This window comes from Halomonas sp. M1, from assembly GCF_029581375.1.
Lineage (GTDB): Bacteria > Pseudomonadota > Gammaproteobacteria > Pseudomonadales > Halomonadaceae > Vreelandella.
This window is the reverse complement of sequence record NZ_CP121119.1, coordinates 581,885-599,937: the sequence shown is the minus strand read 5'-3', so window position 1 is coordinate 599,937 and position 18,053 is coordinate 581,885. Positions and strand designations below refer to the sequence as shown.

Genomic DNA, 18,053 nt, shown 5'->3' with positions numbered 1-18,053 from the left:
CCCGTGTTGATATGAAAGATTAAGCGATGACGATCATAGGTTGATCGAATTCCACCGGCTCGCCGTCTTCCACAAGGATGGCCTCAATCACACCATCGCGGTCAGCTTCGATTTGGTTCATCATTTTCATCGCTTCAATGATACATACCGTATCACCTTGCTTCACAGTGTCGCCTACTTCTACAAAGGCTTTTGCACCCGGGGCCGGGCTACGGTAGAAGGTGCCCACCATGGGTGAATGAACAGCTTCACCGCGATAGCTGGATTCCTGGGGCTCAGCCGCTACTGGCGCAGCGTTAGCGGAGGGTGCCTGCTGGTAGGGGGATTGCTGGGCGTATTGGGGCATTGGCTGGGGCTGCCAAGTTGCCCCGTTCGGGTGTCGGCTGATGCGAACGGACTCTTCGCCTTCCTGAATTTCAATCTCGCTGATGTTGGACTCTTCGAGTAACTCAATCAATTTCTTAACTTTACGAATATCCATATAGTAGCCCCAATCGGTGTTAAAGGTTTCTACAGGATAGGCAAGCAAAAAGAGTTGCCCATACCGTGGCGCCTGAAAGAGCGCAGTAAACCAGAATTAAAAATGAAGAGAACGCTGCACGATGGTGAACGTTACCCGTTGCTCAGCCGTAAAAGATGCGTTTTTTAGCTAATATGGGTGCGGAGTTTGCCGAAAAAGTGCGAGCATGTCCAGTGGTGGTCTAGATATGCTCGTTCTTAGGAAATTAAACAACTGTTTGACGACAATCGCGACACAACGGCATAAAAGGGGCGGTTAAAGGGCCAGTTTTCGTACTCACCCCTGCTGCCAACGCTTAAACGACTCTAGGTGTTGTGCAAGTTGTTCAGCATTGACTTCACCTTGAATGCGCGCATCGCGAATTTCCTCTCCTTCAGCAAAAAATAGCAAGCTAGGTGGGCCAAAAAGGTTGAAGCTGTTAAGCAACTCTCGGCTTTGAGCATCCGTGTTGGTCACATCGACCGCTACAAGTTGAAAATCGTTCAATGCGGCGCTTACGTCTGGGTGGGGGTAAACCTCTCGCTCCATTAGTTTGCAGGATATACACCAGTCTGCAGTGAAGTGGACAAAGGCCGGGCGCTGGTTACGCTCTGCTTGGGCAACGGCCATCTCCAGGTCGCTAAGGGAGTCGACTGTTTGAAATGAGAGTGCCTGAGACATGGCCTCAGATTGTCCGCCTGAAACCGTCAGTGGGCGAAGCGGGTTGCTGCCACCTTGGGCCGCGCCAAACACCAGCGCAACGCCCCAGGCAAGCAGCATAAGGCCTAAGGTTTGGCGCGCCCGAGACCAGCCAAGGGGTTGGTTAATGTTGAGTGCGCCCAGCGCTAGTGCGCTGCCAATGGCCAGCCCTGCCCAGAGTAGCAGTGCAACAGAGGGTGCCACTAACCGCTCAATCATCCAGATGGCGACACCCAGCATCAGCAGCCCAAAGGCAACTTTTACGCCGTTCATCCAGGCGCCGGTGCGGGGCAGCAAGGTGGTGCCAAAGGTGCCTACCAGCAGGAGAGGAACCCCCATGCCCATGCCAAGCGCAAATAAAACGGCGCCCCCCATCAGCGCATCGCCGGTGGTAGAAATAAACACCAGTGCGCCCGCTAAAGGTGCGGTTACACAGGGAGAAACCACTAGCACCGATAGTGCGCCTGCCAACGCTAATCCCGCAGGCCCACTCTGTTGTGCGCGAGCTTGCCAAGCATCTACCCGGCTGGCTAAGCGGGGGGAAACGCGTAAATTAAAGGCACCAAACATAGCCAGTGCAAATAGCGTAAACAGCAGTGCGAACGTGATCAGTACGGGCGCGGACTGCAAGTGGGCTTGAAGATTAAGCCCCGCGCCGAATAACCCCATCAAGATGCCTACTACGGCATAGGTAGACGCCATGCCCAGTACATAGCTGGCAGACAGGGCGAAGGCACGGGGTTTAGTAGGATTTTGGCCCACCACAATGGATGACAAAATAGGGATCATTGGCAGGACGCAGGGAGTAAAGGTAAGCCCAATGCCGGCGAGGAAAAAGAGGCCAAGCGCAAGTGGTAGGCTAGCCTCGCTAATTAGAGCGCTAAAACGGCTGTCTTGACTCTGTGGAGCACTGAAGCTGGTGTTGTCGTTAGCAGTGCGTTGCTCCCCGGAGGGGGTTGTTTGTGACGTGGGCTCTGTCTCCCAGTCAGCAAACCTAGCAGGTGGCGACGTTTCGTTCGCTTCAAGGGTTATGCGTTCAGGCGGGTAGCATAGGCCTGCGTCTGCACAGCCTTGAAAGGTAAGCTCAATATCAATGGGGCCGCTATAGGGCGCTGAAAACGGAGCCTCAAATACCAAGTTGTCGCGAAAGATATACACGTCACCCATGAACTCATCATTGGTAAAGGTGCCGTCGGGTATTAGGGGCTCTTCTAAGTCAACGCTACTATTTAGGCTGGTAACTGCCAGTTGGTGGCGATAGAGGTAGTACTCATCAGCAATATCCACGCCAATAAAAAGCGACTCACCGTCATGCCAGGCAGTGGGTTGAAATGCCTCTAAGACAGGTAAAAAGTCACTCTGGTTGCTGGAAGAGGAAAACCACTGCGCCTGAGCCAGCACAGGGAGCCAGCAGAGCAAAAAAAACAGGCTAAAACGTTTGATGGGTAACACGATGTATCCTTGCGCAGTCTTTACGGGGTATCTGAGACGCAGCATATCGCACCTCTCAGCGCCAGCGTAGCCGCTGCGGTGTCGTGACGCGGTACTTCACACTGAGTTAATCCACGAATGCATTGTTTTAAATACAAAAAAGACCTAAACGCAAAAAGGCTGCCCTGAGGGCTAATGCCAGTCAGTTAAGCCTGACTGGCTTTTTTCTAACCGCATATTTTTGTGGTCGTGCCCGAACAGCACGCGGGTACGACCTTTCTCGTCTATCAGGTAGCAAGAACGACGGCGCCATCTCTAGCATCGACTTCATTACCTCGGGAAGACGGCCAGGTGACACCGCCGGCAGCATAGATAATTCCCTGATAATAAAATGGGCAGCTTGATGAAAACTCAATTGATTGGGGTGAACACTGTCTAAGCTATAGGCCATTCGGGCCATCTGAAAGCGTATTAAGTTGTAGGCGAGCAACGTGCCCCATAACTCCTGGCGAACCATGTCCGGCGTGCGGCTACGCAGCGTGAGCCGATTACCCAGAAGTGACTGCTTCATTTCCCGATAGCCCAGCTCGATTTCCCAGCGGTAACTATAAAGATCCACGATATCAGCGGCAGGAAAGCGCAGCGGATCGGTCATCGACGTCAGCACCTGAATCTCTTTGCCCTTGACCTTGCGACACATCAGGCGTGCTTCCAACGTCGCGGGCAAGTCTGGCCATTTCGCTCGCGCTTGTGGCGATGTTGTCAGGCGAACCAGTCGATCCTGACGACCCAACGAGTAGATTTCTTCATATTGTGTTCCCTTTCGTAGCGGGATCAGCCAGTGGCGCTGCTCGCCTGCTTGCTGCCACGCATGCAGCATACCTAGCGAATAAACCCCGCGGTCAAATAACGTCAGAGAGTGGTCAGGCGTACTGGCTATCAGATCTGTCGTCAATGCCACTTCGCCAGCCGAGATACTGTCAAACGCGGCGCCCGTGATCAGGTGGCTCGTCAACTCCATTTGACACACCATCCGCACTTGCGGGTAGCTCGCCTCTCGATAAGCATTACGCGTGCGTGCAAACGCCGCTTGATTGCCGGGTGTGTCAGGCGTTCGCCATACTACCCCGTCTACGCCTAAAAGCCTTAGACCACACCAATGAGGGTGAGGGGTTTGTTCATGCCACAGAGCCTGCGTTTGTTCGAAAACATGTTTGATGGCATCCACACCGAGGCGTTGGCGTGCCTGAACGACTGCACTGGGTACCACAAAGGGGCGCTTACCCGGCAAGATAATATCGAGCTGATTGACGACTTGTCCCACAGGAATATGGCGAAATAGCGCCATACCTACAACCGACCACACCACCATTTCCAGCGGTAAGCGCCGCTTTCGCAGCGTGGCAACGCCTGCTTGCTCCAGGCACGTATCAATTAGCTCAGGGGACAGCACTTCAGAGAGGCTAGAAAAGGTATCAGGGGTAACACGGGCAATGGCATCAATAGCCTGACTAAAGTGCATAAAAGATCCGGTATCAGAAAATCACTGATACCGGAATATCGCATTGCCAGCTAATGGATGAAACCCCTAACTGACTGGCATTAGCCCTGAGGGCAGCCTTTTTGCGTAATTAACCCAACCGTTAGGCTTTGTGGTAGGCCGCTGCGGCTTTTTCAATCGCTTTGCGTGCAGCCTCAACGCCTTCCCAAGACTCAACTTTAACCCACTTGCCTTTTTCGAGGTCTTTGTAGTTCTCGAAGAAGTGTGCGATCTGCTGGCGCAGCAGCTCAGGAAGGTCTGTGACCTCTTGAACGTCATCGTACAGCGTGCTGAGTTTCGGGTGCGGTACACAGACGAGCTTGGCGTCTTCACCCGCTTCATCGGTCATGTTCAAGATGCCGATGGGGCGCGCACGAATAATGCTGCCAGGCGCAACTGGGTGAGGAGTGACGACCAGTGCATCCAGAGCGTCGCCATCGTCAGCCAAGGTGTGGGGAATAAAGCCGTAGTTGGCCGGGTAGAACATAGGGGTGGCCATGAAACGGTCAACGAGAAGGGCGCCCATGTCTTTATCAATTTCATATTTAATCGGCGCATGGTTGGCAGGAATTTCAATTGCCACGTAAATGTCGTTGGGCAGATCTTTTCCGGCGGGGATATTATCGAAGTTCATCGTTGGTTCCTTGGCTTATGTAGAGCAGTGACTAAGCAGTAAGTGCGTTGGTGCATTGCATTAATTGCGAAGAATTATACGAAGATGACTGCTGGATTACCAATGCGACATAGGTGTGTGCAATCGACTAATTTTATAAGCACCCTAAATGTGCCTGTTTTTATAGGGGTAGCGACGTTTGGTGGGCATCGTTTCACGCCGCCAGCGTGTATCATAGGCCCTGGGTGTTTCCCATCAAGAGGCAAGCCTAGGAGGATGAGTTGGCGCATGCCCAGTTGCTAATCAGTTATGGACAAGCCTTTGTCGCTCCGGATAGGCGACAGCACCGCAGCTCTATGTCGGTACGTTTGCCTGAAAAACCCCTCCTGAACGTTAAAGGCGGCTGCGCGGTGATTAGTGACTCAATCTCGCGTAACACCATGGCAAAGCAAGCCGGGGATCTAAGTGTACGTGGCTTTCTAGCCGACTATTACTCCACCCCAGACCATTGGGATACCAAAACCTCTGCTACGCGTGTGCTACGGGCGTTAAATGGCTGGTGCTACAGCCAAAGCCAGCATGTAAAAGAGGGCAGTTTTGTTTCTTCGCTATCTGCCATCGTGTTTCGAGGGCGCGAAGCGGAGCTATTCCACATGGGCGATACGCTGGTGTTCCGGCTGCGTGGCGCTGAGTTTGAGCAACTGACCCGTGACCACGTAACGGATATAGGCGGTTATCGCTACCCTTCCCGGGCGCTGGGGATGGATGGCAGTGTAGATATTGATTACACCCAGCTGGCACTGAAGCAGGGGGACCTGTTTGTATTTACCACTCAAGGCGTTAGGGGGACGCTGCTACCTTCTGACTATGTCCGCCTAATTCGCCAGGATGCGAGTGATTTAGACGCTGCCTGCGAACGTCTCGCCAGCGAAGCGAAACAGCGTGCTCAGGAGCGAGGGTATGGTGGAGATCAATTCTGCTTTCAGCTGCTACGGATTGATGAGTTGCCAGAGGAGGCTGATGATCACCCTAGCTTAATTTACGGTGATTTACCCATACCACCGGAGCTATCGGTAGGCGAGCGGCTTGATGGTTTTGAAGTGCAAGCCGTGCTCTCGCGTAATGCCCAATCTAGGGTGTATCGTGTGCGTGATATTCAATCAGAGCGCGACATGGTGATGAAAGCGCCAAGTCCAGAGCTTTCCTTGCGCAATGCCTATCTGGAGCATTTTTTACTCCAACAATGGGTGGTTGAACGGGTCAAGTCACCCTTCGTGGTGAAGGTGGTTGAACCCTCTCGCCCACGACGCTATCTCTACTATCTAATGCAGTATGTAGAAAGCGAAACGCTGCGCCAGTGGTCTGAGCGTCACCCTCAGGCGAGCCTAATACAGCGGTTAGATATCGCCAATCAGCTGGGGAAAGCAGTGCAGGCACTGCACCATCGGGACATTATTCATCAGCAAATCACCCCTGATAATATTTTGATCGATACCCATGGCAAACTGGTGTTGGCTGATTTTAGTGCTTGCCACATGCGCGAAGTCGATGGGCATCGCAATTCAGGTGAGCTGCTGCGCCAAATTGGCTTTAATGAGCACACGGCCCCGGAGTATGCTCTGGGTGATAGCGTAGGGCGGCGCAGCGACCAATATTCGTTGGCCTCCACCGTTTACTGGCTGTTAACCGGCGCGTTGCCTTATGTTTTGACACCCAACCGTCTGCGTAGCCATACGGATCTTGAAGAACTGAGCTACCGTAGCGCGCGCACGACGAACCCTGAGATAACCCACGACCTTGACGAAGCCCTGCGCAGGGCATTGGATCCACAGCGATCACTGCGGTTTAGGCGAATGTCAGAGTTTCTTCATGCGTTACGCGTGCCGTTAGGGCGACAGCCAGCGAAACAGGAAGCGCGCCAAGAGCCGCGGCGGTTTTGGCAAGGCGTGGCGGGTATTCTGCTGCTACTGCTCGTGCTGTCTTGGTTGCTAAGGTAGGTTGCTTTAAAAAGCGCTAAGCATACATAAGCATAAAAAAGGGGCGATGCTTTTACGGCACCGCCCCTTTTATATTGCTCGTCACAAATTGTTCGTCACAAATTGCTCGTCACAAACCAAAAGCGCTTAGAGAGTGAAAGTAGGCAGTTTTTGCTCGACCTTCGCAAGCTTCAACTTGGCAACTTTTGGTAGGCCATTTTCAAAGGGTGGGAAGTCTTCCCCTTGAATCAGTGGTGATAGGTAGTCGCGGCACGCTTTAGTGATCTCAAAGCCATTTTCGCTGATGTAGTCTCGTGGCATGAATTTCTCCTGATTGGCGATTTGCGCCAAGGGAGCAGAGATCACATCCCACTGGTAAGGCTCTTGGGAAATGCGACGAATGGCCGGCATCATAGAGTTTTTACCTGCCAGCGCCAGGGTAACGGCTTCGCGGCCCACTGCATACGCCTGCTCGACATCAGTCTTAGAGGCTAGGTGGCGCGCTGCACGCTGCAGGTAGTCGGCAACCGCCCAGTGGTATTTATAGCCCAAGTCCTGCTTGATCATACCGGCTAACGTGGGTGCAACACCGCCAAGTTGACGGTGGCCAAAGGCATCGGTATTGCCGGCATCGGCAAGGAAAGTGCCGTCTTCGTAACGAGCGCCTTCCGATACCACAATCACGCAGTAACCATACTTGGTGACACTCTCTTCTACCCGCGCCATAACGGCACTTCGGTTGAACGCAATCTCCGGGAAGATAATCAGGTGGGGCGGCTCGCCTTCACCTTCTCCCGCCAAGCCGCCAGCGGCAGCAATCCAGCCTGCGTGCCGCCCCATGACTTCCAGTACAAAAACTTTGGTGGACGTTGCACACATAGAAGCGACATCCAGTGATGCTTCCTGGGTAGAGGTGGCGATGTACTTAGCAACGCTACCAAAACCCGGGCTGTTATCAGTGATGGGCAGGTCGTTATCCACTGTTTTAGGGACGTGAATAGCGGTGAGGGGGTAACCCAGCTTTTCAGACAGCTGCGAAACTTTTAAGCACGTATCCGCGCTATCGCCACCGCCATTATAGAAAAAGTAGCGAATATCGTGGGCTTTAAAGACTTCAATTAAGCGTTCGTACTGGGCGCGGTGTGTATCAATGTCTTTGAGTTTGTAGCGGCATGAACCAAAAGCACCGCCCGGCGTGTGGCGCAGAGCAGCAATAGCTTCATCGCTCTCCTGGGACACGTCGATGAGATCTTCCGTCAAGGCACCGATAATGCCGTTATGACCGGCGTACACCTTACCAATTTGCTCGGGGGCTTGCCGACATGCTTGGATAACGCCGCAGGCGCTGGCATTGATGACGGCGGTAACGCCACCGGATTGGGCGTAAAAGGCATTATGCTGAGCCATGGAAACGTCTCATCTCCTAAAAACGGATAGTTGGAACACGCTCTAGAGCGTGCTTGATGACTAAAATAGGTTAAATATGCCCAGGGAAAATACCGTGGCATTCCCTGGAAAATTTATAACAAACGGCGAAAGTTTAGCGTAAAGCGGCAGGGGCTGCATTAGGCTGGCTACTCGCCGATGTCCAGCTCTTGCTCCTGTTGGGCTAGCCGCCAACCGCCTAAATCTTTATAGCGGTTAACCATCGCGCAAAAGAGCTCCGCGGTGCGTTCAGTATCGTAACGGGCAGAGTGAGCCGCTTTATTATCGAAATCGATACCCGCAGCGCGACATGCCCGGGCAAGCACGGTTTGGCCGTACACGAAGCCAGCGAGCGTTGCTGTATCAAAGCTTGAGAACGGATGAAACGGGTTTCGCTTTACATCACAGCGATTAGCCGCCGCATTTAAAAAGCTGTGATCAAATGCCGCGTTATGCCCCACCAAGATGGCACGTGAACAGCCGTGGGCTTTAATGGCTTTGCGAATAGGGCGAAAAAGCTCCCCCAGCGCCTCTGACTCCGTGAGCGCCACTTGGCGTCGCAGCGGGTCGTCCAGGTTGATGCCGGTAAAATCTAACGCAGACTGTTCAACGTTCGCCCCTTCGAAAGGGTGAATATGATAAGCGTAGGTGGCATCGGGTAATAAGTTACCCTCTGGGTCCATGGTGAGCGTAACGGCTGCAATCTCAAGTACGGCGTCGTTTTGGGCATTAAAACCACCCGTTTCTAAATCAATGACAACCGGCAGGTAACTGCGAAAACGTTGGGCCATTAATTCGCGGGCAATTGCCTCGCTCATGCAGCTCTCCTTAGTAAAGCGAGTAATCGGTCAGGGTGTGCAGCAAGCCACCGCAATGAATGGTGTGATTCTAGCAGCTTTACCCCCAAGGCGTCGTTGACGGTATTCGCTGAGCATTGAGAGCGCTATACTAATAGAGTGTGGTAACAGGTTTTTGTTAGCACATGGCGTGCCGCACTATATATTTTGGTGAACTGCTTTCCCTACACAAGGAGTAAAGAATGTCCGATGTCAAAAAGGTTGTGCTGGCGTATTCAGGCGGCCTGGACACATCCGTAATCGTTAAGTGGTTGCAAGAGACCTACAACTGCGAAGTAGTGACCTTTACAGCCGACATCGGTCAGGGCGAAGAAGTTGAACCCGCCCGTGCGAAAGCGGAAGCGCTGGGCGTTAAAGAGATCTACATAGAAGACCTTCGTGAAGAGTTCGTGCGGGACTATGTCTTCCCTATGTTCCGCGCTAATACTATTTATGAAGGTGAGTACCTGCTGGGTACCTCCATTGCCCGCCCGCTGATTGCCAAGCGCTTAATCGAAATTGCCAATGAAACCGGTGCCGATGCTATTTCCCATGGCGCGACGGGCAAAGGCAACGACCAAGTGCGTTTTGAGCTGGGCGGTTACGCGCTGAAGCCGGGTGTTAAAGTTATTGCACCGTGGCGCGAGTGGGATCTCACTTCTCGTGAGAAGCTGATGGCCTACTGCGAAGAGCGCAACATTCCGGTCGATTTTTCTAATAAAAAGAAAAAATCGCCGTACTCCATGGATGCCAACCTGCTGCACATCTCCTACGAGGGCGGCATTTTGGAAGATCCGTGGGCAGAAGCAGAAGAAGATATGTGGCGCTGGAGCGTTTCTCCAGAAGCCGCGCCGGAGCAGCCCACCTATGTGGAGCTTACCTTCGAGAAAGGTGACATTGTTGCCATCGATGGTGAGCCATTGAAAGCGCATGAAGTGCTCGAAAAACTTAACAAGCTTGGCGGTGACAACGGAATTGGCCGTTTAGACATTGTTGAAAACCGCTATGTGGGCATGAAGTCTCGCGGCTGCTACGAAACGCCAGGGGGCACTATTATGCTGCGCGCCCACCGTGCGATTGAGTCGCTGACTCTCGATCGCGAAGAAGCGCATCTGAAAGATCAACTGATGCCTAAATACGCAGAAGTCATCTACAACGGTTACTGGTGGAGCCCAGAGCGCCGCATGCTGCAAGCGGCTATCGACGAGACTCAGAAGAACGTTTGTGGCGTTGTGCGTATGAAGCTCTACAAAGGCAACGCCATTGTGGTGGGCCGTAAGTCCGAGCAGTCGCTGTTTGATGAGTCTATCGCGACGTTTGAAGATGATGCGGGTGCTTACAATCAAAAAGACGCGGAAGGCTTTATCAAGCTGAATGCGCTGCGTTTACGTATTGCCGCTGGTAAAGGGCGTCAGCAGAGCTAACAATGCGTTAAGCGGCCAGCGCAAAGCTGGCCGTTTTTATTGCAGGGGAACTACCTATGCTAAAAAAACTACTTTCAGGTCTTTTTGGGGGCGGTGGCCAAGGCGCTGAAGAGAGCAGCGCAAACGCTGCCGAGCCAGTTGAGTACAAAGAGTATTTAATTGTCTCCCAGCCTGATAACCAAAGCGGGCAATACCGGGTTAGTGGCTGGATTCGCAGGCTAGATAGCGCGGGCGTTACCCAAGAGCATCGATTTGAGCGTTCAGATATGCTTCCCGGTCGTGAAGCCTGCGACGCGATGATGATCACTAAAGCGCAGCGCTATATTGATGAAGTAGGCGAGGCAATGTTTGCCCCCGATCCTCGGCAAAAAGAGCAAAACTGATTAGCCAAGCCATACCCTCGCTTAAATAACCCATAGAGCCACTCATTAAACCAAGGAGCGGCGAATGCGTGTTGTATATCAAGCCTCGCCATGGCGCTCCTTAATAGATAAAGATGGCCAGCTAAACAGGTCGGCTATCACGGCGCCGTTAGACGACATTTTTTCCAGACTCTTTGCGCCACACCTTACGTTGGCGGATTCCCATGCCTGTCAACTGCCACTCGTTGAGGCGCTGGTGCGCTATGACATTCCCGCATGGCGCATTAGTCAGATTATTGGCGACCATAATGCGTGGCTTTACCGTCAGGCAATAGCGCTATCGCTCAATGAAATGCATGCCCAGGGGTGGGGAGAGCCTCCGGTTGATTACTGCGTGGTAATGTTAGGGTCAGCTGCCCGGTATGAAAGCCTCCTCAGCCCAGACCAGGATAATGCGTTAATCATTGATGACTATCCGGATGCCCGCCATGTGGAAATCGATGGCTACTTTCAAGCCCTGGGTGAGCGCTTCACCCAGCGTCTTGATGAGGCGGGGATACCGCTGTGTCGAGGGCATATAATGGCTCGCTGGCCGATGTGGCGAAAACGGATCAGCGAGTGGCGCTTGCAACTGGAAATATGGAGCGCTGATCGGCGTGTTAAACGCGTTCAGCAAACCAATATTTTGCTTGATTTTACGCCTGTGGCAGGTAACTCAGCCCTTGCTGAGCAGTTGGCGGAGAGTGTTTCTACAACGCTTCCCCAAGCATCGCTGTTTATGGATGAAATGTCGGTATTGCTTGATGAGCTGCCGGTTGCTTTAGACCGTTTCGGACGCGTTGCGGCTAGCCCAAGTTCGGAGGCACCCCACCGTCATGCCATTAATCTTAAACGGCAGGGATTACTTCCATTGATCAGCGCTGTGCGCTTACTCAGCGTAAGGCATCGGCGGCAGGAAATAGGCACCCGGGAGCGCTTGGTCGCGCTTAGCCATGCGACTGATACCTTGAGTTTAGAGCAATCAGACTTGCTGATAGCAGCGTTTGAGCGTTTTCAACAGTGCCTGCTGGATCAGCAGCGTTATGACATATCACGCGGCCAGGCCGCAGATGGCTGGGTTGATCTTCGCCGCTTACGTGAAGATGAGAAATTGCTGTTGAAATTTGATCTTCAGCAGGTCAAAACCTTTATTCAGCGGGTAAAAGGCAAACGTTAAACAGCCTATGGCTTAATTTTGCTCGGCGGGAGGGCTGTCAGACGTATCTGAGCTGTCATCTCCGCTCGATGGGGGGTTATTTCCACCCTGGTCATCAGGGGCGGCGGGTAATTCCAGGGTTAAACAAGCACCGCCTAGCTGTTTAGCGTCCTCAACCCAGAGCCGCCCGCCAAGATGAGCGATAATACCTCGGCTAATGGGTAAGCCTAAGCCACTACCTTTGGGCCTACCTTTTGGGAGTTCGCCATCTTGTTGTATTTGGTGGAATTTCTCAAATACTCGCTCTCGCTCCTCGATGCCAATACCCGGGCCATTATCCTCAACGCTTAAGCGGAAATGTCGGCGGTGGTGGTAGAGTGCCAACCGTACTTTGGGCTGTTGGCGGTCGGCGAACTTACCCGCATTATCTAACAGGTTAATAATCACCTGTTCTAACCGGTCGTGGTCGCCAATCACTATTGCGGGGTCGGCCTCAATCGAAACATCTAAAACGATGCCGTGCTCTTCATGGAGGTGGGCAATTGCATTAATGCTGTGGCGAGCCAGCGCCGCTAAATCAAGAGGCTCTGGGTTCAGTGTTAAGCGACCGCTCTCAAGGCGAGCCAAGTCTAATATCTCTTCAATTAAGCGGGATAACCGCTGGCTCTCGTGAACGATAACACCAAGAAAATGCTTACGCTTCTCGTCGGGCAGTTGGTCACTATCGCGTAAGATTTCAGCAAAAGCGCGGATAGACGTTAACGGTGTTCGCAGTTCGTGGCTGACCATGGCTACAAACTCATCTTTTAACCGGTCCAGTTCGCGCAGCCGCTCGTTAGCGCTGCGCAGCTCTTCGCCAATTTGCGCTAACTCTTGGGATTTCTGTTCCAGTCGCCGGTTGTACTCAATGGTTTGAGAGGTGGTGTCGAGAATCCTCAGAACAGATTCGATATCTAACGCTTCACCGCGTACCACTGAGTTGATCAAAACCCGTGCTGATGCACTACCAAGAGCCCCTGCAAGGGCCTGCTCTGCCCGGGTAATTAACTCGGGCGGGGCAGTGTCATCAGGCGCAAAGAGGAGTTTGTTGCCGCTGTGGCGGAATACTCGCTGGGTGGTTTGCTCGCCTAAATAGCGAACCAGTAACTCTTTTAACGCCCCTTGGGTGGTTTGCCCACGCCACAGCGAGGTGGTTTGTAAATTGGGGTGCATCGCCTCAGTGAATAGCGCTGCTTGGGTCTGTTCTAAGGGGGAGGGGCGGGTAAATAGAGAAACACCCACCAGAAGCCCCACATTGGCGAGCATACTCCACAGCAACGAGTGGCTGTAAATATCCCAGTTTTCCAGCCCAAACAGGCTGTAGGGTATAAGCCAGGCAATGCCCCATGGCCCTTCGGTTAACAGCGTAGCGCTTAGCCAGCCTGACTGAGCAAAGCCTGGCAGCAAAAGGGTGTAACACCACACGAGAAAACCGGCGATTAAACCAAGGGTAGCCCCTTGGCGCGTGGCGCCACGCCAGTAAAGGCCTATCAGTAACGCAGGGGCAAACTGAGCCGCACCTGCAAATGACACCAGACCAATAGTGACTAAGCTGTAGGAGTCGCCGATCAGTGCATGGTAGAGATACCCAAGCAGCAGAATAAGCACGATAGCAATACGCCGAATACCCAGTAGCCAGCCGGCAAGTTCCCCTTTGGTGCTCAAATGAAGTCGCTTGGAGCGCAAGAGCAACGGCATAACCAGCTGGTTGCTCACCATGGTTGAGAGCGCAATGGTTTCGACAATTACCATACCTGTGGCTGCAGAAAGTCCGCCGATAAAAACAAGCAGTGGCAAGCCTTCTAACCCTGCCGAAAGGGGCAGGGTGAGTACAAAACTGTCAGGGTCCCCTGCGCTTACGCCCAGCAGAAGACCTGCGAGGGCGATGGGGATCACGAATAGGTTAATTAGCAGCATATAAAGTGGGAACAGCCAGCTTGCTCGGGTCAAGTGCTGCTCATCGACATTCTCTACGACCAATACCTGGAACTGACGCGGCAGTGTTAAGAAAGCTAGAAAGGCGAGAGCTAGCATGCCAACCCAGCCGGTTGCTCCCCCCGGCACGCTATCTAAACTCATGCTGTTCATCAGGGTAGGGGTGGCAGCCACTTCAGCAAATAGTGCCGCCGGTCCTTCAAACATGACGAAAACCACAAATATCCCAACGGCCATAAACGCCACCAGCTTCACCAGTGACTCTAAAGCGATAGCGGCCACCATGCCTTCATGGCGCTCGCTGGCATCCAAGTGGCGAGTGCCGAATAGAATAATAAAAACGGCCAATACCAACGCGACCCAAAGAGATTTATCCATCCAAAACCGTTCATCGACCAGGGTGGTGTCGGCGGTGTGAGGATAGTTGATCAATACCGCATGGCTAACGGTGATGGCTTTTAACTGCAAGGCAATGTAAGGCGTAATGCTAATTAGCGCCATTAGCGCTACCAGTGCGCCGAGCGTGGTGTTTTTACCGTAGCGGGCGCTGATAAAGTCGGCAATGGAGGTGATTCGCTGCCGTGCCGCAATGCGTACCATTTTGCGAATGACCGAGGGGGCCAACAGCATTGCCAGGGTAGGGCCAAGGTAGATCAGTAAAAAGCTGGGGCCATGTTCCGCCGCTCGGCCTACGCTGCCGTAGAACGTCCAGGCCGTGCAGTACACAGCAATAGAGAGCGCATAAACCGTGGGCGAGCCAATCAGTGAGCGGCCCTGTTCGGCGCGCCGATCGCCCCAGGCGGCTACCACAAACAGTAGCGCCAAATAGCCAAACGCGGTGCCGAGAATAATAGGGTCTGTACGCATGGTTAGCGTCCCGCGCGATGTTCCATTAGCCAAGCGGTTAAACCGATGACCACCGCCCAGGCGATAAACAGATAAAGCGGTAGCCAGCCCACGTTAAACGAGGGCAAGCGGTCCACTATGATGATGAGTGGTGGGCAGAACAGCAGCAGGGTAACGGCGACTAAAGCCATTAAACGCTCTACTTTACGCGAGTGGGCACCGGTAGATTTCATGAGGCACTAGCATCCTGTCGGTCAAACGCATTGGCTTGCAGCGTTAGCAGCTGCTCCAGCGTATCAATGCCGCGGGCTTCCAAGCGCGGTAGCAGCGCTAGCCATAGCTCGGCGGTGACCCTGGCATCACCTAATGCAGTGTGGCGGGTACCGGGTGGGAAAGCTAGGTCGTAACGCTTGGCAAGGCTATCCAGGTCGTGCCCGTCTAGCGCTTCGTCTAGTGCCCGAGAGATGAGTAAAGTGTCGATCACCGGGTTATCAAACGCGACTCCTTTATGGCTAATGGCTAAAAGGTCAAAGGCAGCGTTATGAGCCAGTAGCACAGCCTCCCCGATGTAGTCGCGAAAATGGGTAAGTACAATATCCAGCGGCGGCGCGCCGGCGACATCGGCATCTGTGAGGCCGTGAATAGCGGTACTCGCTGGAGGAATAGGCCGTTTGGGATCCACCTTTTGGTCAAACACATCGCTGGCTAGCAGACGTGCGTTGACCACTCGGCAGGCCCCAAGGCTGATTACCGTATCGCCACGGCGTAGTTCAAGCCCGGTAGTTTCGGTATCAAAGGCAACCACGTCTAAGCTGCGAAGCGAGCGGTTGGCCAATGCTTCATCGGGAGGAGGCAGATCAGCGATACCAAAGTCGTGAAACTCAGGTCGCGGTGGGGCAGGCTCTCGTGGGGCACCTACCCGCTCAATGGCGGGGAGAGGCATCCGCAGCCGCGCATGTAAGCCATCATCATCGGTTAGGCTCCAGATATCGCTCGCATGTTGGCGCAGTACATCGGCCACTTTGGGTGTTAGCGGTAGGCTGGCGATAGGTTGGTGTTGCCATGCGGCGAGTTCATGTTCGGGTAACGCTTTGCCTTGCCAAATAAGGTCTAGATAGACCCGCTTATTGCCCAAGCATATTTCACCCTCAAAGCCGCTGTCGGGGAGGTGAGCACTTAGCTGCTTTACCAGTGAATCAAACAGGGCGATGAGTGCCGGAGCATCCCCTTTAAACCAGGCGGGCATGCCTACTGGCGTGATTAGTCGATGCTCTGGGTCTAAGCGTTCATCTAAAGCTTGCCAGAAGTCGTTCGACCACATCGGGGTTAATCGCTCGCCCTGATGCTGTAAATCGTCCAGCAGTTGGCCAATTTTGGCCACGTTGTCACCTAGCGTCGTGCCCTCTTCGTGAATAACCCGCTCGAAGCGCTGGCGCAGCAGTGACGTATCTGCATCGTTTTGATGGCGTAGTTGAGTCAGGGCATCAGCGGCACTGGTGAGGCTGGCGGTGTGCTGGCGTAGCGGCGTTAGCATGCTGGCTAGCTCTGCGCGTACGCCCATTTCGCTGGACCACGACGCCGTGGCATCGCTAAAGGTCAGCAGAGTTTCACCGTCGCTACCGGGTACGCGTCGCAGAATTACTTTTAGCCAGCGATTATCACAGGGGGTGAGCAATTCTCTAGGCGAGCCATCACTGGGCAACTGGCTAAGGGCATTCTGTAGGCTGCCTACGGGCAGCAGGGCTTCCAGCCGTTTGCCTAAGCCTAGTCCTGTGTTGCCTTCAAAAAAGTCTTCGGCTGCTTGGTTAAATAGCATCAGTCGACGATGGTGGTCACACAGTAGCAGCGGCGTTTCAAGAACCTGTAGAAGAGTTTCAAGTTCCTGGCGAATGCGCGCCGCGCTTCTTGCACCTTCAGCATGGGCAGTGGCAAGGCGGCTGCGGTCAATTCGCCAACTTTCACGCACGCGGCGCAGGTCGGGGGCAAGCGCTTTAAGCCAGCCTTCTGGCGGGTGCTCATCCCGGGCGTCGGGGTTGGCGACTAAGCGGGCCAGCTGCACTTGAAGGTGACGAAGCGGGGTAAATAGCATGCGTTCCAGGAGTAAACCCACCAGAAAAATCGTGGCGCCGCCGGAAAAGCTGCCCAGCCACAACGCCAGCCGTGTTAAGCCCGTCGGTGCAAGTTGAGCATCTAGCCAAGCGGCAAAAATAGCGCCGCCAAGTAGGCTAATGCCGCTGAGAATAAGCCATAAGCCAATCAGGCGTTGGCGTTTAGGCAGCCCGCCTTTTGTCATGGCTGCTCCTCAGTTAACAGGGCTTTAACTTTTTCAACTAAAGATTGAGTTGAGAAGGGTTTGGTAATGTAGTCGTCGGCGCCAAGGGCCATGCCCTTTTCGCGCTCGACATCTCGCCCGTGGGCGGTAAGCATAATAATCGGCAATTGGGCAGTGGCTTCTTGACCACGCAGACGCTCTAGTACATCAAAGCCGCTCATGCCCGGCAGGCTAATGTCCAGTAGCAAGAGATCAGGTGAGGCGCTGTTTACCTGCTCCAACGCTTGTTCACCATCTTCGGCGGTGACGACTTCAAAGCCTGCTTGCTCCATTAGAAACTCTAACGACAGCACAATGTTGGGTTCGTCATCGACCACAAGCACTTTGGCCATGTATCTCTCCCTGATCATATTGTAGTGGGTTATCCAAGGAGTTTAGGTAGGCTCAGCGGCGGGGCCAAGACGACCTTCGACGTGTGCGCCCCAAAATGGGGCTAATCATGCATTATCCAGCTCGACGCTTAGGGCCAAATGGACCAAGCCATAGCCATACTTGAGAAACAACCAGCAGCGGTAAAAGCCATAGCGGTGCTCCTGTTGTTTTAACGAGTAGCTGAAAAATAATAAAACCAGTAACACCCCCTATAATACCGATATAAGCAAGCCCTGATGGGCGTGAAGTGGTGCCCCGTTTAGTAAAGCGAAACAGGTAGCCTGTGGCCGCCCCAAGGAGCAATGCGCACAATAACAACAGAAGTAGGGTCGGCATGTGATTCTCATGGGCTAGGTATTTTATCGTTTAGATTAGCCTTTATGAGCTGCTGGCGGCTCTACAACTTTGTATTTACAAAACGCTGTATTTACACAACTTTGTATTTATACAACTTTGTATTTATACAACTTTGGGATTAATTAAAAGAAGAGATGAGCTTCTTCATAGACTTAAACGTTTGATGATACCA

General features: G+C 53.3%; 15 protein-coding genes. 4 read left to right on the top strand and 11 right to left on the bottom strand.

Annotated features, from left to right (window positions below):
* Nucleotides 1-19 precede the first annotated feature (19 nt).
* The 4 genes from accB to ppa all read right to left on the bottom strand — a co-directional run bounded on the left by accB (nucleotide 20) and on the right by ppa (nucleotide 4,803).
* Complete coding sequence (gene accB / locus P8S54_RS02725) at nucleotides 20-481, bottom strand: acetyl-CoA carboxylase biotin carboxyl carrier protein (protein ID WP_281443117.1); 462 nt, start codon at nucleotides 479-481, stop codon at nucleotides 20-22.
* A gap of 315 nt (nucleotides 482-796) precedes the next feature.
* Entirely contained in the window at nucleotides 797-2,650 is a 1,854-nt protein-coding gene (gene dsbD, locus P8S54_RS02720; protein ID WP_281443116.1) for a protein-disulfide reductase DsbD, read from the bottom strand.
* Nucleotides 2,651-2,831: 181 nt separating this feature from the next.
* Nucleotides 2,832-4,151 carry an IS4 family transposase gene (locus tag P8S54_RS02715; RefSeq protein WP_281443115.1) on the bottom strand — a complete coding sequence of 440 codons (1,320 nt, stop codon included), beginning with the start codon at nucleotides 4,149-4,151 and terminating at the stop codon, nucleotides 2,832-2,834.
* Between the two features lie 121 nt (nucleotides 4,152-4,272).
* Nucleotides 4,273-4,803, bottom strand: a complete 531-nt coding sequence (ppa, locus tag P8S54_RS02710; RefSeq protein WP_009095357.1) for an inorganic diphosphatase — start codon at nucleotides 4,801-4,803, stop codon at nucleotides 4,273-4,275.
* A 260-nt stretch (nucleotides 4,804-5,063) separates the two neighbouring features.
* On the opposite strand from ppa, the gene P8S54_RS02705 reads away from it, so the two are divergent.
* Complete coding sequence (locus P8S54_RS02705; RefSeq protein WP_281443114.1) at nucleotides 5,064-6,779, top strand: bifunctional protein-serine/threonine kinase/phosphatase; 1,716 nt, start codon at nucleotides 5,064-5,066, stop codon at nucleotides 6,777-6,779.
* A 126-nt stretch (nucleotides 6,780-6,905) separates the two neighbouring features.
* Here P8S54_RS02705 and P8S54_RS02700 read toward each other — a convergent pair whose 3' ends face one another.
* Nucleotides 6,906-8,165: a 6-phosphofructokinase gene (locus P8S54_RS02700; protein ID WP_281443113.1), complete on the bottom strand. Its 1,260-nt coding sequence runs from the start codon at nucleotides 8,163-8,165 to the stop codon at nucleotides 6,906-6,908.
* A gap of 167 nt (nucleotides 8,166-8,332) precedes the next feature.
* On the bottom strand, nucleotides 8,333-9,001 hold the full coding sequence (gene rnt, locus P8S54_RS02695; protein WP_281443112.1) for a ribonuclease T: 669 nt from the start codon (nucleotides 8,999-9,001) through the stop codon (nucleotides 8,333-8,335).
* Nucleotides 9,002-9,222: 221 nt separating this feature from the next.
* On the opposite strand from rnt, the gene P8S54_RS02690 reads away from it, so the two are divergent.
* The 3 genes from P8S54_RS02690 to P8S54_RS02680 all read left to right on the top strand — a co-directional run bounded on the left by P8S54_RS02690 (nucleotide 9,223) and on the right by P8S54_RS02680 (nucleotide 12,021).
* Nucleotides 9,223-10,443, top strand: a complete 1,221-nt coding sequence (locus P8S54_RS02690; protein ID WP_009095366.1) for an argininosuccinate synthase — start codon at nucleotides 9,223-9,225, stop codon at nucleotides 10,441-10,443.
* A gap of 56 nt (nucleotides 10,444-10,499) precedes the next feature.
* Nucleotides 10,500-10,826, top strand: coding sequence for an HlyU family transcriptional regulator (locus P8S54_RS02685; RefSeq protein WP_009095368.1), 327 nt, complete (start codon nucleotides 10,500-10,502; stop codon nucleotides 10,824-10,826).
* Nucleotides 10,827-10,890: 64 nt separating this feature from the next.
* Complete coding sequence (locus P8S54_RS02680) at nucleotides 10,891-12,021, top strand: DUF294 nucleotidyltransferase-like domain-containing protein (protein ID WP_281443111.1); 1,131 nt, start codon at nucleotides 10,891-10,893, stop codon at nucleotides 12,019-12,021.
* 12 nt (nucleotides 12,022-12,033) lie between these two features.
* On the opposite strand, the gene P8S54_RS02675 is transcribed toward P8S54_RS02680, so the two are convergent.
* From P8S54_RS02675 to P8S54_RS02655, 5 genes are all read right to left on the bottom strand, one after another.
* On the bottom strand, nucleotides 12,034-14,841 hold the full coding sequence (locus tag P8S54_RS02675) for a sensor histidine kinase (protein WP_281443110.1): 2,808 nt from the start codon (nucleotides 14,839-14,841) through the stop codon (nucleotides 12,034-12,036).
* A gap of 2 nt (nucleotides 14,842-14,843) precedes the next feature.
* On the bottom strand, nucleotides 14,844-15,053 hold the full coding sequence (locus tag P8S54_RS02670; RefSeq protein ID WP_281443109.1) for a hypothetical protein: 210 nt from the start codon (nucleotides 15,051-15,053) through the stop codon (nucleotides 14,844-14,846).
* Nucleotides 15,050-17,113, bottom strand: a complete 2,064-nt coding sequence (locus P8S54_RS02665) for a 3'-5' exonuclease (RefSeq protein ID WP_281443108.1) — start codon at nucleotides 17,111-17,113, stop codon at nucleotides 15,050-15,052. The genes P8S54_RS02670 and P8S54_RS02665 overlap by 4 nt, the downstream gene beginning before the upstream one ends.
* A complete protein-coding gene (locus P8S54_RS02660; RefSeq protein ID WP_281443107.1) occupies nucleotides 17,110-17,484 on the bottom strand; it encodes a response regulator in 375 nt (124 codons plus the stop codon). The genes P8S54_RS02665 and P8S54_RS02660 overlap by 4 nt, the downstream gene beginning before the upstream one ends.
* Nucleotides 17,485-17,596: 112 nt before the next feature.
* Complete coding sequence (locus tag P8S54_RS02655) at nucleotides 17,597-17,860, bottom strand: hypothetical protein (RefSeq protein ID WP_281443106.1); 264 nt, start codon at nucleotides 17,858-17,860, stop codon at nucleotides 17,597-17,599.
* Nucleotides 17,861-18,053: the final 193 nt, after the last annotated feature.

What these genes read in the sequence shown, in the direction of transcription:
- P8S54_RS02670 (WP_281443109.1), bottom strand. Translation starts at nt 15,053, where the DNA reads ATGAAATCTACCGGTGCCCACTCGCGTAAAGTAGAGCGTTTAATGGCT.
- P8S54_RS02685 (WP_009095368.1), top strand. Translation starts at nt 10,500, where the DNA reads ATGCTAAAAAAACTACTTTCAGGTCTTTTTGGGGGCGGTGGCCAAGGC.
- ppa (WP_009095357.1), bottom strand. Translation starts at nt 4,803, where the DNA reads ATGAACTTCGATAATATCCCCGCCGGAAAAGATCTGCCCAACGACATT.
- P8S54_RS02655 (WP_281443106.1), bottom strand. Translation starts at nt 17,860, where the DNA reads ATGCCGACCCTACTTCTGTTGTTATTGTGCGCATTGCTCCTTGGGGCG.
- P8S54_RS02660 (WP_281443107.1), bottom strand. Translation starts at nt 17,484, where the DNA reads ATGGCCAAAGTGCTTGTGGTCGATGACGAACCCAACATTGTGCTGTCG.
- P8S54_RS02715 (WP_281443115.1), bottom strand. Translation starts at nt 4,151, where the DNA reads ATGCACTTTAGTCAGGCTATTGATGCCATTGCCCGTGTTACCCCTGAT.
- P8S54_RS02675 (WP_281443110.1), bottom strand. Translation starts at nt 14,841, where the DNA reads ATGCGTACAGACCCTATTATTCTCGGCACCGCGTTTGGCTATTTGGCG.
- P8S54_RS02690 (WP_009095366.1), top strand. Translation starts at nt 9,223, where the DNA reads ATGTCCGATGTCAAAAAGGTTGTGCTGGCGTATTCAGGCGGCCTGGAC.
- rnt (WP_281443112.1), bottom strand. Translation starts at nt 9,001, where the DNA reads ATGAGCGAGGCAATTGCCCGCGAATTAATGGCCCAACGTTTTCGCAGT.
- P8S54_RS02665 (WP_281443108.1), bottom strand. Translation starts at nt 17,113, where the DNA reads ATGACAAAAGGCGGGCTGCCTAAACGCCAACGCCTGATTGGCTTATGG.
- P8S54_RS02680 (WP_281443111.1), top strand. Translation starts at nt 10,891, where the DNA reads ATGCGTGTTGTATATCAAGCCTCGCCATGGCGCTCCTTAATAGATAAA.
- P8S54_RS02700 (WP_281443113.1), bottom strand. Translation starts at nt 8,165, where the DNA reads ATGGCTCAGCATAATGCCTTTTACGCCCAATCCGGTGGCGTTACCGCC.
- accB (WP_281443117.1), bottom strand. Translation starts at nt 481, where the DNA reads ATGGATATTCGTAAAGTTAAGAAATTGATTGAGTTACTCGAAGAGTCC.